Here is a 13,399-nt window from a genome sequence, read left to right on the forward strand (position 1 = left end):
TATTATGAGTTATTCGGTATGGATTGAATAGTACGTACTTTTTAGTACCCTACGTACTTTTTGGTGCCTATACGGCATGCGACGGATGTAATCCAATTCATCAGGGAGGAAGAAAGTTATGGTTAGAAAAAAATATAACATCTCGGTTGAAGCTACCCTTGAGGTGATCGGTGGCAAGTGGAAATGCGTCATTCTCTGTCATCTCACACATGGGAAAAGACGGACCAGTGATCTCAAACGTATTATGCCCGCAATCACGCAGAAAATGTTAACACAGCAGCTGAGAGAGCTTGAAAACGACGGAATTGTAAACCGAATCGTATATAATCAGGTTCCTCCCAAAGTAGAATACGAATTGAGTGATTACGGTCGGAGTCTTGAACCGATTCTCAATGCGCTCTGCAATTGGGGAGATCAGCATATTGTGAAGGAATACGGAGACAAATCAGCAGTGTTAGAAGATAACGGGCTGAATGATTTTAACTCGGACAATAGGGAGCTGGTGCAACCGTGAACTATGAGATTTTATATGATGGTGCTTTTGCGATGCTCAAGGTACATTTGCAGCGGGGCGAGCGATTCAAGGCCGAAAGCGGTGCGATGGTATCCATGACGCCTACGGTTGAACTGAAGGGTTCAGCAGAAGGTGGAATGTTTGCCGGGTTTGGTCGGATGCTGAGCGGGGAGAAATTTTTCTTTCAGGAACTGACGGCTGCGGGCGGGTCGGCAGAGATTCTGCTCTCCCCTTCAAGCATGGGCGATGTAGAAGCTGTCGAATTGGACGGTTCCTACTCACTCTATGTGCAGAAAGATGGATTTCTGGCGGGGACCGAGGGCATACAGGTGAATACCAAAATGCAAAACCTGAAGAAAGGTCTCTTTTCGGGAGAAGGTTTCTTCATTATTGAGATCAGTGGACGTGGAACTGTATTTCTGTCTTCCTATGGAGCAATCCATGCGATTAATTTGGCAGCAGGTGAAGAAATGATCGTGGATAACGCTCATCTGGTAGCATGGCCTCATTATGTAGATTACCGTATAGAGAAGGCTTCACAGGGCTGGTTATCCAGTGTTACAAGTGGAGAAGGATTGGTATGCCGGTTCCGTGGAGAAGGGACCATTCTTATACAGAGCCGTAATCCGCAAGGATTCGGACAATGGGTGAAGCAGTTTATCCCAACGCGCTAATTTTATTCAAAAGAACATACAGGGTTGCAACGGATGTATCTCCATCATCGTTATATGAATAATGGATTTACTTGATTGACTGGTGGGTACATAATCTGTTGCATAAGGTCGCACATCATGGAGGTATGAGATGAAAAGCTCACGGTATAAAAACGCACAAGAAAGCCCGGGATATCTGTTATGGCAGGTTACAGCGATGTGGCAAAAGGAAGTACGCAGGGTGCTGGAGCCACTCGAACTGACACAGCCCCAATTTGTATTGTTGCATGCCTGTCTGTGGCTCAATGAACGTGATGAGGAAGGCAAGGGAGTCACTCAGGTTCAAATTGCACAATTTGCCAAAGTAGATGTTAATGTGACTTCTCAGGTTCTGCGTGCTCTTGAAAAGAGAGGCTTGATTACGCGTGCTCGTCATCAGACGGATACACGTGCCAATATAATTACCACAACGGAAGAAGGAACCCGATTGGCCATTGAAGGAATCCACTTGGTTGAGGAGTCGGACAAGGCTTTTTTCGAAACTTTGGATGATCGTAAGGAAGAGTATATGCAGATCATGCAGGAGTTTCTTCGCCAAAAAACAGAGGGCTAATCCATAATAAGATTTTTTTTAATTTATTAAACTACAGATTGTAGTGGAATTGGGAATTTTCTGAATACTTATGATTATAATGTCTATATAAAAATCAAAATGAACCTCCTGACTTTATCCGTCGGGAGGTTCATTTCATTTACTTTAATCGATTCGGTAGGACGCAAATGGCTCGCGGCGACGGAAAGAGTCACTGATCTGATCCAGATCGGTCAACAGCTCATCGGGCAGTGACATATCCAGACTAGCCAGATTATGCTCCAGCTGCTCGGTACGTGTTGCGCCGACAATGACTGTGGATACAGCCGGGCGTGTCAGTAACCAGGCAAGCGACAGCACACTCGGGGAGTATCCATATGCAGCCGCTTTTGCACTCACTTGTTCGCTCAGTTGAATGTTATGCTCCAGCAGAAAACGATTGAAGGACGGGTCAGTGTCTGCTCTGGAACCGGAAGGTACTGCACTTGCTTGTCCGTTATATTTACCTGTCAGAATCCCGCCTGCCAGTGGGAAATACGGGATAATGCCTACGCCCTGATCCAGACACATCGGTACCAGTTCCAATTCAGGCGTACGGTCTGCCAGGGAGTAGCTGGTTTGGGTGGAGATGTAGCGCACATAACCTTTCTGTTCACTGATCCCCAGAGCTTTCATCAACTCCCAGGCTGCGTAGTTGGAGGCTCCAATGTAACGGACTTTGCCGGAAGTGACCATATCGTCCAGCGTACGGAGTGTCTCATCCAGCGGTGTATGCGGATCAAAAGTATGGATCTGGTACAGATCCACATAATCCGTTTGCAGACGCCGCAGGCTATGTTCCAGCTCTTGTTGCAGATGGTAGCGGGATGAACCGCGCCCATGAGGACCATCATGCCGGGGTAATCCGGCTTTGGTCGCAAGCACCGCGTTTTCCCGACGACCTGTGAGAGCCTGTCCAATGATGCGTTCCGACTCCGTACCTGCATAGATATTGGCGGTATCGATAAAGTTGATGCCCTGGTCCATCGCTGCATGAATAATGCGGGTAGAAGCTGCTTCATCCGCACGTTTGCCAAATGCATTGGTGCCAAGCCCCAGTGCCGATACACGCAAACCACTATTGCCTAAATGTCGATACTCCATCATTCATCGCTCCCTTTACACTCGTTTATGTAATGCAGATTATAACGTAATCTATTGAAAACGTGTTATTAATATAGTTAAATGATTCTAAGAACCCGTTATTAAAGGAGATATGATGGAAAACAGTGCTGCACATTTAACAAGACGGAAGCCGAAGAAACCGAAGAAGACATGGAAGAAGCCATTAATCATCACCCTGAGTGTGCTGCTTGTGCTCGGAGGACTCGGATTTATGTATCAAAAGCAACTCGTCGTGTTTGCCTTTAATATGTTCGCGTCCGGTACGGTGAAGGAAGCCTTGGATGACTCCTATAAGCCAGCTGGTGATAAGGATGCCCCAGTTGTGGAACATACGGACCCATTCTCGCTGTTGCTGCTTGGTATTGACCAACGCGATAACGAACCAAGCCGTTCAGATACCATCATCTATTCCGTCGTGCGTCCAGAAGACAATAAAGTGTTACTGCTGTCTATTCCACGTGATTCCTATACCGAAATTGTCGGCCGGGATGTGAAGTCGAAGATCAACTCAGCGTATGCCCACGGTGAAGCCAAGATGGCGATGGATACGGTGGAGAATTTGCTGGGGAACAAAGTTGATTTCTATGCTGCTATTAACTTCAACGGGCTCAAGGACATTGTTGATGCGGTGGGCGGCGTTGAACTGCCGATCAAGAAGAACATCGAGAACAAGCTCAAGAGCCATGAGAAACTGTTCGTTGAAGCGAATAAACCGATTTATAGCGGCGAAGAAGCGCTTGGTTATGTGCGTTACCGGGAAGATTCCGATTTCAATCGGACGATGCGTCATCGGATTTTCTTAAGTGCTTTCATGAATCGTGCGCTGGAGGTCAAAAATCTGACCAAGATCCCGGACGTCATCCAGATTGCCGGATCCAATTTTACAACCAACATGACCTCGGACTTTATCGTGAAATTTGCCGAATCCTTATATATGAAAGACAGTGCGCCTACGATCAGCAACTATATGTTGAAGGGCGAAGGTGCAACGCGCAGTGGTACATGGTACTATGATCTGTCGGAGGACGATCTGCAATATGTGCGTGGCATGATCGCCAGTTGGCTGGACCCGGATGCAACCGAGATTATTGAACCGGAGTCAACCGATTCAGCCGCAGCGGATAAAACCTAGAATAGAAGCAGTAGATATGTAATGCGTTGGCTGCTGCATCGATATAGAATATAACAAAGTACACGGAAGGCACCATGCTTTCCGTGTACTTTTTTTATGGCATAACGGTGCTACGTTAACTTGCTTCCGACTCCAGTGTTCTCAGTAGTCACCGACCGTTATATGGACTTTAAGATGACATGGCAGCGGAAATAGGAAGCAAAGAGATCAGATGTGTGAGATCGAATTCATCTGAGCTGTTGTCCACGGAAATGACCTCAATATTCTCCCACATGCATGTATTTGCTTGCATCCCCTGTACAAATGTCTCCCAGTGATCCAGCTTCCACCTGTCTCTCTCCAGACCGCGATTCTTCAACCGTTGTTGAAGAACATCAACATTCACATTTACCCTCAACACCATGGGAACGACAGATTCCCACTCATATTTAGCTGTCAGATGATTGATGTAATCGCTTTCGCTAAAGTAACCAACAAAAGGTGCATCCAGGATGACAGACCTACCTAATTGCAGATTGTCATTCGCCACGTTTAACAATGTCTCATATTCCAGGTCCATAACGGTGTCGAGGTAATAAGTGTTGCCGTCGCGATCATGAGGGGAATACCCTTGTGCTTCCAGGAGCTTCCCTGTAAAGGTGTTGCATACGACATCTTTATCCAGATAACAAAAGTGGTGCTCGGCAGCAAGCTTTTTGCCGATGGTGGATTTGCCCGAACCGGCAGAGCCAATCAAAAAAATCAGGACAGGTTTCATGGACGGTCCCTCCTCTACATCATATTTTGATCGTATGATATGAACGGTATTATAGCGTCTATTAAAGTTCGCATATACGAACTGCATTCGCATTAGTGAACATTTGCTATTAGAGTATACCGTTTTCAACTGAAATACAATCCTTTTTTGAGAAATAGGTTTACAAAAAAGTTTTAAGAAAGCGGTTGATATTTTCTGTGTGGCTGATCTATAATGAGGGCATCGTTCGGTGATGTGAATTAAGTTCACATATGCGAACTTCGACGTCGAAGATTTTTAAGGAGAAAATATGGACAATATTCGCATGAATAAATCTGCTGAACGAGTCGCGGATCTACTCGTTCTATTTGCCAAAAGTGGCGCTCCATTAACACTGAATGAAATTTGCAAGCAAATGAGCTTACCCAAGAGCAGTGGGTTTGAACTGGTACAGACATTGCTGCACAAGGGTTTTATTGAAATGGATGATGTTCGTCTCAAAACGTATCGCCTGGGCATTGCCGTGTTTGAAACAGGCATGGCGTACTTGTCCAATATGGGTATCCCTCATATGGCAAGACCTTTGCTTCAAGAACTGAATCGCCAGACGGGAAGCACCGCATTTCTCGGGATTGAGGATAAGGGCCGGATTGTATATCTGGATAAGGCCGAGAGCTATTCGGTTATGCGGCCAACAGCGAAACTTGGTTCCCGCAGATATATGCATACAACAGGGCTCGGCAAAGCTTTGCTGGCAGCACTCCCCATTGGCAAGGTGCTGGAGATTATAGGTAGCGGTGAACTCCCTTCGCGTACATCCTTCTCCAAAGTAACCATTCCTGATATTTTGCAAGATATGCAGGAGATTCGCGAGCGTGGCTACTCGATTGATGACCGGGAGGACCATCTGGAGATGTATTGCATCGGCTCTGCTGTCTATGACCAGTGGGATGAGCCCGTCGCCGCAATCAGTGTTGCCAGCATGTATTCCAATATGACTCCGGAACGTGAGGAGAACATTGTAAAACTGGTCAAGGAAGCTGCTTGGAAGCTTTCTGGCCAACTGGGTTATAGCGGTGATCGATTGTATCCCAGAACAGAAGAGTAAATCGTATTGAATTAAACCCCATTAATAGATACAACGGGAATTAGGAGGGTATTTGGATGTGGAGAAAGCTAGAAAACATGAAAATCATTGCTGAATCCGGAATTGTATTGATTATCCGTTCGGAAAGTGAAGAAGAAGCGTTGTCCGTCGCAGAAGCGGCAATTGCAGGTGGTATTCGTGCGCTTGAAATTACGATGAGTGTTCCGGGGGCATTGGATGTAATTAAGGTGTTGTCTCGCAAATATGCGTCCCAAGGCATTCTGATTGGTGCGGGCACCATACTGGATGGTGAGACGGCACGTGCAGCGATATTGGCTGGAGCGGAGATGTTGGTTAGTCCTCAGCTTAACCCAGACATGATCAAGGTAGCTAATCGTTACCAGGCGGTTACGGTCAGTGGTGCGTTCACAGCCAAGGAAATTGTAGAAAGCCTTGAAGCGGGGGCGGATATTGTCAAGCTATTCCCGGCGGAATCCGTAGGTCCGCAATATGTCAAAGCGATCTCAGCTCCTCTGCCACAGGCAGCGATTGCTCCTACTGGTGGAGTGACGCCGCAAAATGTACATGAATGGCTGGATGCCGGTTGTGTCGGGGTTGGCGTCGGGAGCTATATCACCAAAGCAGCAATAGATACTGGCGATTATGCGCGAGTAACCAAGGCCGCTGAAGAATTTTTACAGGCCGTAGCCGCGGCACGCTGATTATTCTCATCCAGGTTGGGTTGCCTTGCAGGTGAAGTTCACAGCGATAAAGGGTGGGGTTCACGCCTATCGTTGTGAACGCACATGGTGCAGAGTGGGTGTATCCTTTGAGGTTTGGGAAAGGATATTACATTTTGAAAACGCATACTTAACAAGAGTCTGTTCGAGAGTAGAGGACAGAGCTTCTTATCTACGCCCTTTAATTACCATATTTATTCATAATATATAATTTTAGTATCTTTATATTTATATGTGTTGAGGAGAGTGAGTTTACATGGCAACCTTAAAAACATCACCGTCCCCTGCCTCGGTACCTCAAGCCCCCAAAGTGGGATTAAGGTGGGGAATTATTCTGTTATTACTGCTGGGTGCAGTGGTTAACTATTTGGATCGATCCAATCTGAGTATTGCGAATACAACCATTGCGGCCGAATTCGGGCTGTCCTCCACACAGATGGGATTGCTGTTGTCTGCCTTCCTATGGCCTTATGCGTTAGCGAATTTGCCAGCCGGATGGCTGGTTGACAAGTTTGGTCCCAAAAAGATGTTTGGATGGGCTTCAGGACTGTGGTCCATCGCTACCATACTCAGTGCATTTACCAATACTTACTCACTGTTATACGCCATGCGGATGCTGCTTGGAGTATCCGAGTCTCCGTTCTTCACCTCCGGCTTGAAGGTGACAGAGCGCTGGTTTGCCAAAAGTGAGCGCGGATTACCAACCTCGATTATCAATACAGGCTCACAGATTGCAAACGCAATTGCACCGCCGCTATTGACCGTTCTGATGTTAACAATGACGTGGAGAGGTATGTTCATTTTTGTCGGTGTAATTGGTCTGATCATCATGCTCATCTGGATCAAGGTATACCGGGATCCGACTTTTGCGGAGAAGCAGATGATTAAAGGACCAGATGCCACTGTTGCAGAACAGAGCACAAGCACCAATGGGACAGCGGCAGCAGATGCACCCAAAGCAAACTGGGGATCGCTGTTCAAGCATAAAAGCACCTGGTTTATGATTATCGGTAATTTCGGCATCATGTTCACAATCTGGGTATACCTAACTTGGCTACCGAGTTATCTGGAGAAGGAGCAGGGCTTTACGTTGAAAGAGACAGGCTGGATTGCCTCTATTCCGTTCGTAGCCGGTATTATCGGTGTACTGTTAGGCGGATTTATCTCAGACTTTTTCATTCGAAAAGGAGTCAATGTGGTTACTTCGCGGAAAGTTCCCATCGTAGGTGGAGCTATTCTGGCGGCGGCTTCGGTAGCACCCATTCCGTTCATTGACAGTACTGTGGTGAGCATTGTGCTTCTGTCTGTAGGTTACTTCGCATCCCAACTGCCATCAGGCGTCATCTGGACTCTGGCTGCAGACATTGCGCCGGGTGAACAGGTAGCTTCACTTGGAGCCATCCAGAATTTTGGTGGATTTTTGGGCGCAGCACTTGCTCCGATTGTAACCGGATACATTTTGGATACAACGGGCAGCTTCAACAATGTATTCTTGCTGGGAGCGGGTCTGCTGCTCATGGGCGCTGTCTCTTATGGCGTATTTTTGAAAAAACCAATCCCGAAAGCAACTCACTAATTCCCTGAAATAAGTTAACTGTTATTTAAGAAAACATCAGCAAATTCTTGTGTTTTTGATTGCAAAAACCGGAAATGCTGATGTTTTTTTATTTGTGTTGATTAGGTTGTAGTGCATCAAAAGTGACTGGAAAATAAAACCTCTTTCTAAGGCATATATATAGTAAAATATAGGGAAAAGACTAAACATCAACCAACGGAGGAAGCTCATGAAGGATTTTAAGGATCGGCTTGGGCAGGTTCAGGAGCAGCAGAAACAGCTGGCGAAGGAATATAACGCCTTGCTCCAGGAATACCAGTCCGATGACCTGATCGTTAAGAATGAACAGTTACAGGAACAGTATGAAGCTCATAAGCTCAAGCTGCAACAGCTTGAACTTCGCTCGCGCAAGATGGAAGAAGAGAACGCACGTCTTCGCATGGCATTATCTGAACAGATGCTGGATGAGAAGCTCAATCTGATCCGGGTATCCCGGGAGAAGATGGAGACCTATTTTCAAGGGAAAACAGCTGTACATAATGATCGAATTGCATTCCATGAACATCGAACGAAGTCCAACCTGAACGCGCTGTACAACAAGGCAGCTCAGGAGTTGCAAGAGGATTCCGACGAGGTGAAGGAGCGGATTGCTTACCTTGCGGCAGAGGTGAATGAGCGCATTGAATCGCACAAGCGGGCCGTACGGGAGCGAGAAGAGGCTCTGCGTGGGCACATGGAGCGTGGATATGAGCAGATGGCGGAGGAGGGCTTGAGCGAAGAGACCATTCAGCGGCGGATCAAGCAGAATCGCATGGAGATGAAGATTGGACTCAGCTGGATCAACAAAGTAGCCATCCTGCTCCTCATTCTGGGGGTTGGAGCAGCGTTCCGATACTCGTACTCAACTTGGTTTAATGACGAGATGAAGAGCGGAGCCTTTTTCCTGCTGGGTGCTCTGATGCTCGCTGGAGGAGAATTGCTGTTCCGTCGTAAAAAGCAAACATTTGCAATGGGATTGCTCGGCGGCGGGATCTCCGTGTTGTTCGGGTCTATCTTCTATAGTTACTTTTTATTGCATATTATCGGGTTATATACGGGATTTGCCCTGTCTGTATTGGTATCGGCAATCTCCGTATTGTTGTCCCTAAGGTATCAGTCGAAGACCATCTGTTCACTCGGTCTGGTAGGTGGATATCTTCCGTTATTCTCCTATATGTTCTCGTTTGGGCTTGAGGGCACTGCTGTCTATGTAGCCATGATCTATCTGCTGCTCTTAAACGGCATTATTGTGTTCATTTCGTTTGGCAAACGATGGCCAGTGGTGCGCTATATCAGTTTCCTGTTCAACACACCATCCATGCTTATCCTCTTGTGGCTGTCGCCAAGTGAGAAGATTGGCATGTTGTATTCCATTGTGACATTTGCATTATATCTGGGCATTACACTGGCATATCCGTTTAAACATCGGATGAAGTTAACCTGGTGGGATTTCGCTCTGCTTGCTATGAATACAAGCATCAGCTGTCTGATGTTATACGTGTTATTTGATGTGGCGAACTGGAATGATGCTCAGGGCTTACTGGCGTTAATCTTCTGCGTGGTGTATCTGGGCCTCGCACGATTCGTTCAGCGCCATATGGCTCAGGAGAAACAGACGATACTACTCTTTTATGTCACTTCCCTGACCTTCGCCATTCTAATTATTCCGTTCCAGTTCGGGGCCAAATGGTTATCGATGGGCTGGTTAATTGAGGGAGTTCTGTTGGTTACGCTTGGACATCTGAAACGGCTCAAGTCGGTGGAACGTGCTGGATGGGGCATTGTGCTTCTATGTCTAATCACTTTCGTGTACTATGACCTGCTGGCCTTGTTCTTTATCGGGGAACGTTCTTACTTTATGTTAAAATACACCAGCATCACGCTGGGGACCCTGCTGATTACTTTGTATTATGCCTGGGCAGTTGGCAGCAGTTCATTTTCCAAGGAGAGATTACACTACAGCCCGCTGGAGCTGGGCTTCCTGAACGGATTCAAGTATGTGACACTTGCGAATCTGTGGTTATACGTGCTGTATGAGTCGAATGAATTATATACCAGAGCTGTCGATGGGACGTTCCTGTTATACATGTTCTACAAGTTGCTGATGTTCGCAGCGCTCACGATTGCATTGGCGTATGGATTGAGTAAAGTGAAGTTGCTGCATGATCGATACGTACAGGTGTATACCACCTTCCTGCATGCTATTGGCTGCTGTATTGCATTGGCTGTAACCTTAACCATGCCAGCGCTTCAGCCGGAAGTTCAGCAGCATACAGCGGCGGAGATTGTTGGTTTGCTGGTGCTGATTATCTTTAACGTAGGGGTGTTCTTTGCAGGAAGGGATCTGCTGATTGCAGGCATCCGCGGGCAGTTCAAGAGCATTGAATGGTACCCGGTGATCGCAGGGGTATATCTGCTAGGGGTCATCACCGTATTCCTGACGATCCAATTCCAGTGGGCTGATGTGGGGCTGATGTTCAGCCTGATTTACCTGCTGCTCGCGATTCTCTATATTGCCTATGGATTCCGTAGAAAATATGTCATGATTCGGCGTCTGGGTCTTGGCCTAACATTGTTCGCCACCGGTAAAATGGTGTTCTACGATGTGGGTATGCTTACCTCGGGCAGCAAAATCTTTGCCTATTTCAGCTTCGGTGTGCTGCTGCTTGGCATCTCTTACCTGTATCAGAAGGTGTCGAGTCGGATGGAGGAAATTCAGTCCAGAGAGTCAACGAAGCCTGACGACGAACCCACTATGCCGGAGGATGAACAAGATTGATATATAATTATACTTCCAGCCCATGATGTGTTGGGGAGGTTTGGACTGCGTTATTGCTGGTGTATGTTTTCAATTGAACTAAATGGAAGGCCTCTGGAAGTGTTTCAAATCCAGAGGCCTTCCGCAATTTTTTACTTCGTGTTCTTAATCTCTTCAACGACTTGAAAGCCGTTTGCTTTTCCATGAAGATATCCTTGCTCATAGTAGTCTATCCCGTCAGGGGTTATAGTTACTGCAATTGTCTCCGGGTCCTTCTCTACGGGTTGTGCAACGATGTATCCTCTGTCTAGCAGATACGAGATGGCCCTGTACTTTTCTATGTTTTCCTTTTGGTAGAATCTATTTTTCGGTAAAAGTATCGCGGGATTTTCAGTAAACCAAGCTGAATATATTTGCTCCGTAATATCGTACCTTTCTTGTATCCTCTCTTTAATTTGAATCTCTCTTTCATCGAGCATACGCACACCTCCGCAAATTAAGCTATGATCATATCTTTTATTCTTCAAAACTACGCTTTGTTTTCCAGTACCAGAACTTCTCGCCCTGAGAGATTATAAACCGTTCTAACCATGTCTCAAAGTTACTGTAAAAAGATCCCGTATGTTCAACAGAATATAAACTCTCACAAAGCAACAGATATTGCTCATCACCTGAACTCCAACGCTCTAAATCGATTAGGATTCGATCATCAAGAATATGGGCCACTACAATCTTATTATCTGATGCTTTATTGTAATGTATAACATCTTGGGCTGAGTATAAGAAGCACTCCCCGCCATATTCAGGGTCTTCGAACAAGGAGGCTCCGTTACATACTCGTAAAAAGCTTATGTAATCTGGAGGTAATGGAGCAGAAAAATACTCCGAAAGCTCTTTAATTTTATCTTCGGAGGCACCTGACTTGAATTTATTCATAGCAGTCGTTTTCCCAGTAGAAGCAAGGATTTCAATGAGACCTTCATTTTGGTCCGACCATTCCTTAAATACTTTAATTAACATTTACATAGCCTCCTCAAAAAAACTGGAGCTGTCCAAGGCCCTTTCTGGTAACCTTAATTCGTTTTATCCGAGATTTTTTTAAGCTCAAAGATAGTTGCCTCTGATAACAAGATAAGCTTCTCGTTATTAACAACAAAAAAACTTAAACTTACAGGTATACTGATTTTTGTAGAAGGGTTACTTACATCTATTGCTTTTACGACATCATTTTTACTTAAGTTTGGAATATCTAATTTATATAATCTATAAAAAGAATCTGAATTATTGCAGGTCGCTGTAAACTCATATAATGGGTTTCTTAGTTCAGTTTGATATTTACTGTAGTTTTTAATTCTTTTTGATGAAAATAAGTCTTTCTTGATGATTATTTCATCACCAATAAATTTTTGACCTGTTGGATATTCTGAGGCATCATTATATGAATTTGCAAATCCTAAAAGCTTCTCAACGTTCCAAGTTCCATAGAAATATTTTTCAGTTTCACTATCCAAACTTGTACGTTCTAGAGAACAATACTCATTATTTTGCTGTGTTGTTACTTGTTTACTCGGGGACTCACCCGAACCTTGCATAACCGATGCGGGATTAACTGATCCACCACATCCTGAAAGAAAAACGATACATAACAACATCAATACACCAATCTCTTTTTTCACCTATGATCTCCTTTCATAGACCTAGCAGAAAGTATATCAAAGAAAATGAAACCATGAATGACATATAATTAACATTATTTATAATTTAAGTTAAATTTATGTTATATAATCCTCCAAAAAAAGGCGTTCCTCGATAATCGAAAAGCACCTAACAGAAATCTACTTGCAAGTGTCTATACTCTACCCCTTAACACCGTGATTAAATGGAGAAATTGTTGGGTTGAAAGGTGGAGAGGAAACTAAAATCACAAAACTAAAAAATGTCACCAGCACAAAGGGCTGAAATCCATCTGCGTGCCGGGCAGTTTATGATTGTAGTCATGCAATCATCTATAACTTTCGGTATTATTTTACAATCCAAAATAAGGCTCCGGGTTGCTGTGACCAGCAATCTGGGGCCTTATTGATCTGTTTTAATTTGGATTCGATGCCATAGCCTATTATGACATTCGTGAAACGTTTTGCGCGGAGATCACGTTATAATATAGAGTAGACTCAGGGTTGGATCTTCATCTGTAACCATGAGGTTTCGGCAGCCGAGGTACCTTTCAGTGATTCTCCGCCATCATCATTCATACGGGAGAGCACGGTTAATGTCATGGACAGGGCAAAGGCGAGCAGCACGTATATGAAAATGTTTTTTTTATTCATAGGAAGGTACCTCTCTTGTTGAATGAGCTATAGTAGATATCCGGCCGTCATGAGAAAAAAAGCACAACGTCTGGTATAGTAGAGTGAGCAGAACCAAATATA

The 13,399-nt window shown here is 45.1% G+C and carries 14 protein-coding genes; 8 read left to right on the forward strand and 6 right to left on the reverse strand.

Features of this window, described 5'->3' with window-relative positions:
* Nucleotides 1-118: 118 nt before the first annotated feature.
* The 3 genes from ACE3K2_RS25280 to ACE3K2_RS25290 all read left to right on the forward strand — a co-directional run bounded on the left by ACE3K2_RS25280 (nucleotide 119) and on the right by ACE3K2_RS25290 (nucleotide 1,780).
* Nucleotides 119-514 (forward strand): winged helix-turn-helix transcriptional regulator, encoded by a 396-nt coding sequence (locus tag ACE3K2_RS25280; RefSeq protein WP_017691613.1) that lies wholly within the window; start codon nucleotides 119-121, stop codon nucleotides 512-514.
* Nucleotides 511-1,188 (forward strand): TIGR00266 family protein, encoded by a 678-nt coding sequence (locus ACE3K2_RS25285; RefSeq protein WP_062836691.1) that lies wholly within the window; start codon nucleotides 511-513, stop codon nucleotides 1,186-1,188. Before ACE3K2_RS25280 ends, ACE3K2_RS25285 begins: the two co-directional genes overlap by 4 nt.
* Before the next feature lie 130 nt (nucleotides 1,189-1,318).
* Nucleotides 1,319-1,780 (forward strand): MarR family winged helix-turn-helix transcriptional regulator, encoded by a 462-nt coding sequence (locus ACE3K2_RS25290; RefSeq protein WP_339238681.1) that lies wholly within the window; start codon nucleotides 1,319-1,321, stop codon nucleotides 1,778-1,780.
* A gap of 144 nt (nucleotides 1,781-1,924) precedes the next feature.
* Here ACE3K2_RS25290 and ACE3K2_RS25295 read toward each other — a convergent pair whose 3' ends face one another.
* The gene (locus ACE3K2_RS25295) at nucleotides 1,925-2,902 is read right to left on the reverse strand and encodes an aldo/keto reductase (protein ID WP_421896858.1); all 978 of its coding nucleotides are present in this window, start codon (nucleotides 2,900-2,902) and stop codon (nucleotides 1,925-1,927) included.
* Between the two features lie 115 nt (nucleotides 2,903-3,017).
* On the opposite strand from ACE3K2_RS25295, the gene ACE3K2_RS25300 reads away from it, so the two are divergent.
* Nucleotides 3,018-4,055 (forward strand): LCP family protein, encoded by a 1,038-nt coding sequence (locus ACE3K2_RS25300; RefSeq protein WP_421896861.1) that lies wholly within the window; start codon nucleotides 3,018-3,020, stop codon nucleotides 4,053-4,055.
* Nucleotides 4,056-4,224: 169 nt separating this feature from the next.
* On the opposite strand, the gene ACE3K2_RS25305 is transcribed toward ACE3K2_RS25300, so the two are convergent.
* Nucleotides 4,225-4,812 carry an AAA family ATPase gene (locus ACE3K2_RS25305; protein ID WP_421896543.1) on the reverse strand — a complete coding sequence of 196 codons (588 nt, stop codon included), beginning with the start codon at nucleotides 4,810-4,812 and terminating at the stop codon, nucleotides 4,225-4,227.
* Between the two features lie 289 nt (nucleotides 4,813-5,101).
* On the opposite strand from ACE3K2_RS25305, the gene ACE3K2_RS25310 reads away from it, so the two are divergent.
* From ACE3K2_RS25310 to ACE3K2_RS25325, 4 genes are all read left to right on the forward strand, one after another.
* A complete protein-coding gene (locus ACE3K2_RS25310) occupies nucleotides 5,102-5,899 on the forward strand; it encodes an IclR family transcriptional regulator (protein WP_211082723.1) in 798 nt (265 codons plus the stop codon).
* A 56-nt stretch (nucleotides 5,900-5,955) separates the two neighbouring features.
* On the forward strand, nucleotides 5,956-6,600 hold the full coding sequence (locus tag ACE3K2_RS25315) for a bifunctional 2-keto-4-hydroxyglutarate aldolase/2-keto-3-deoxy-6-phosphogluconate aldolase (RefSeq protein WP_421896547.1): 645 nt from the start codon (nucleotides 5,956-5,958) through the stop codon (nucleotides 6,598-6,600).
* 274 nt (nucleotides 6,601-6,874) lie between these two features.
* On the forward strand, nucleotides 6,875-8,194 hold the full coding sequence (locus tag ACE3K2_RS25320) for an MFS transporter (RefSeq protein ID WP_421896550.1): 1,320 nt from the start codon (nucleotides 6,875-6,877) through the stop codon (nucleotides 8,192-8,194).
* Between the two features lie 208 nt (nucleotides 8,195-8,402).
* Nucleotides 8,403-10,991 carry a DUF2339 domain-containing protein gene (locus ACE3K2_RS25325; RefSeq protein ID WP_421896553.1) on the forward strand — a complete coding sequence of 863 codons (2,589 nt, stop codon included), beginning with the start codon at nucleotides 8,403-8,405 and terminating at the stop codon, nucleotides 10,989-10,991.
* A gap of 131 nt (nucleotides 10,992-11,122) precedes the next feature.
* Here ACE3K2_RS25325 and ACE3K2_RS25330 read toward each other — a convergent pair whose 3' ends face one another.
* From ACE3K2_RS25330 to ACE3K2_RS25345, 4 genes are all read right to left on the reverse strand, one after another.
* Nucleotides 11,123-11,449, reverse strand: coding sequence for a hypothetical protein (locus tag ACE3K2_RS25330; protein ID WP_421896556.1), 327 nt, complete (start codon nucleotides 11,447-11,449; stop codon nucleotides 11,123-11,125).
* Nucleotides 11,450-11,486: 37 nt separating this feature from the next.
* A complete protein-coding gene (locus ACE3K2_RS25335; protein ID WP_421896559.1) occupies nucleotides 11,487-11,990 on the reverse strand; it encodes an SMI1/KNR4 family protein in 504 nt (167 codons plus the stop codon).
* Nucleotides 11,991-12,043: 53 nt separating this feature from the next.
* A complete protein-coding gene (locus ACE3K2_RS25340) occupies nucleotides 12,044-12,646 on the reverse strand; it encodes a hypothetical protein (protein ID WP_421896562.1) in 603 nt (200 codons plus the stop codon).
* Nucleotides 12,647-13,141: 495 nt separating this feature from the next.
* Nucleotides 13,142-13,297, reverse strand: a complete 156-nt coding sequence (locus tag ACE3K2_RS25345) for a hypothetical protein (protein WP_017691624.1) — start codon at nucleotides 13,295-13,297, stop codon at nucleotides 13,142-13,144.
* Nucleotides 13,298-13,399: the final 102 nt, after the last annotated feature.

Source organism: Paenibacillus sp., assembly GCF_048976745.1.
Lineage (GTDB): Bacteria > Bacillota > Bacilli > Paenibacillales > Paenibacillaceae > Paenibacillus.

Excerpts from the sequence above, each read along its gene's own strand:
- ACE3K2_RS25280 (WP_017691613.1), top strand. The coding sequence starts at position 119 with ATGGTTAGAAAAAAATATAACATCTCGGTTGAAGCTACCCTTGAGGTG.
- ACE3K2_RS25290 (WP_339238681.1), top strand. The coding sequence starts at position 1,319 with ATGAAAAGCTCACGGTATAAAAACGCACAAGAAAGCCCGGGATATCTG.
- ACE3K2_RS25295 (WP_421896858.1), bottom strand. The coding sequence starts at position 2,902 with ATGGAGTATCGACATTTAGGCAATAGTGGTTTGCGTGTATCGGCACTG.
- ACE3K2_RS25300 (WP_421896861.1), top strand. The coding sequence starts at position 3,018 with ATGGAAAACAGTGCTGCACATTTAACAAGACGGAAGCCGAAGAAACCG.
- ACE3K2_RS25305 (WP_421896543.1), bottom strand. The coding sequence starts at position 4,812 with ATGAAACCTGTCCTGATTTTTTTGATTGGCTCTGCCGGTTCGGGCAAA.
- ACE3K2_RS25310 (WP_211082723.1), top strand. The coding sequence starts at position 5,102 with ATGGACAATATTCGCATGAATAAATCTGCTGAACGAGTCGCGGATCTA.
- ACE3K2_RS25315 (WP_421896547.1), top strand. The coding sequence starts at position 5,956 with ATGTGGAGAAAGCTAGAAAACATGAAAATCATTGCTGAATCCGGAATT.
- ACE3K2_RS25320 (WP_421896550.1), top strand. The coding sequence starts at position 6,875 with ATGGCAACCTTAAAAACATCACCGTCCCCTGCCTCGGTACCTCAAGCC.
- ACE3K2_RS25325 (WP_421896553.1), top strand. The coding sequence starts at position 8,403 with ATGAAGGATTTTAAGGATCGGCTTGGGCAGGTTCAGGAGCAGCAGAAA.
- ACE3K2_RS25330 (WP_421896556.1), bottom strand. The coding sequence starts at position 11,449 with ATGCTCGATGAAAGAGAGATTCAAATTAAAGAGAGGATACAAGAAAGG.
- ACE3K2_RS25335 (WP_421896559.1), bottom strand. The coding sequence starts at position 11,990 with ATGTTAATTAAAGTATTTAAGGAATGGTCGGACCAAAATGAAGGTCTC.
- ACE3K2_RS25345 (WP_017691624.1), bottom strand. The coding sequence starts at position 13,297 with ATGAATAAAAAAAACATTTTCATATACGTGCTGCTCGCCTTTGCCCTG.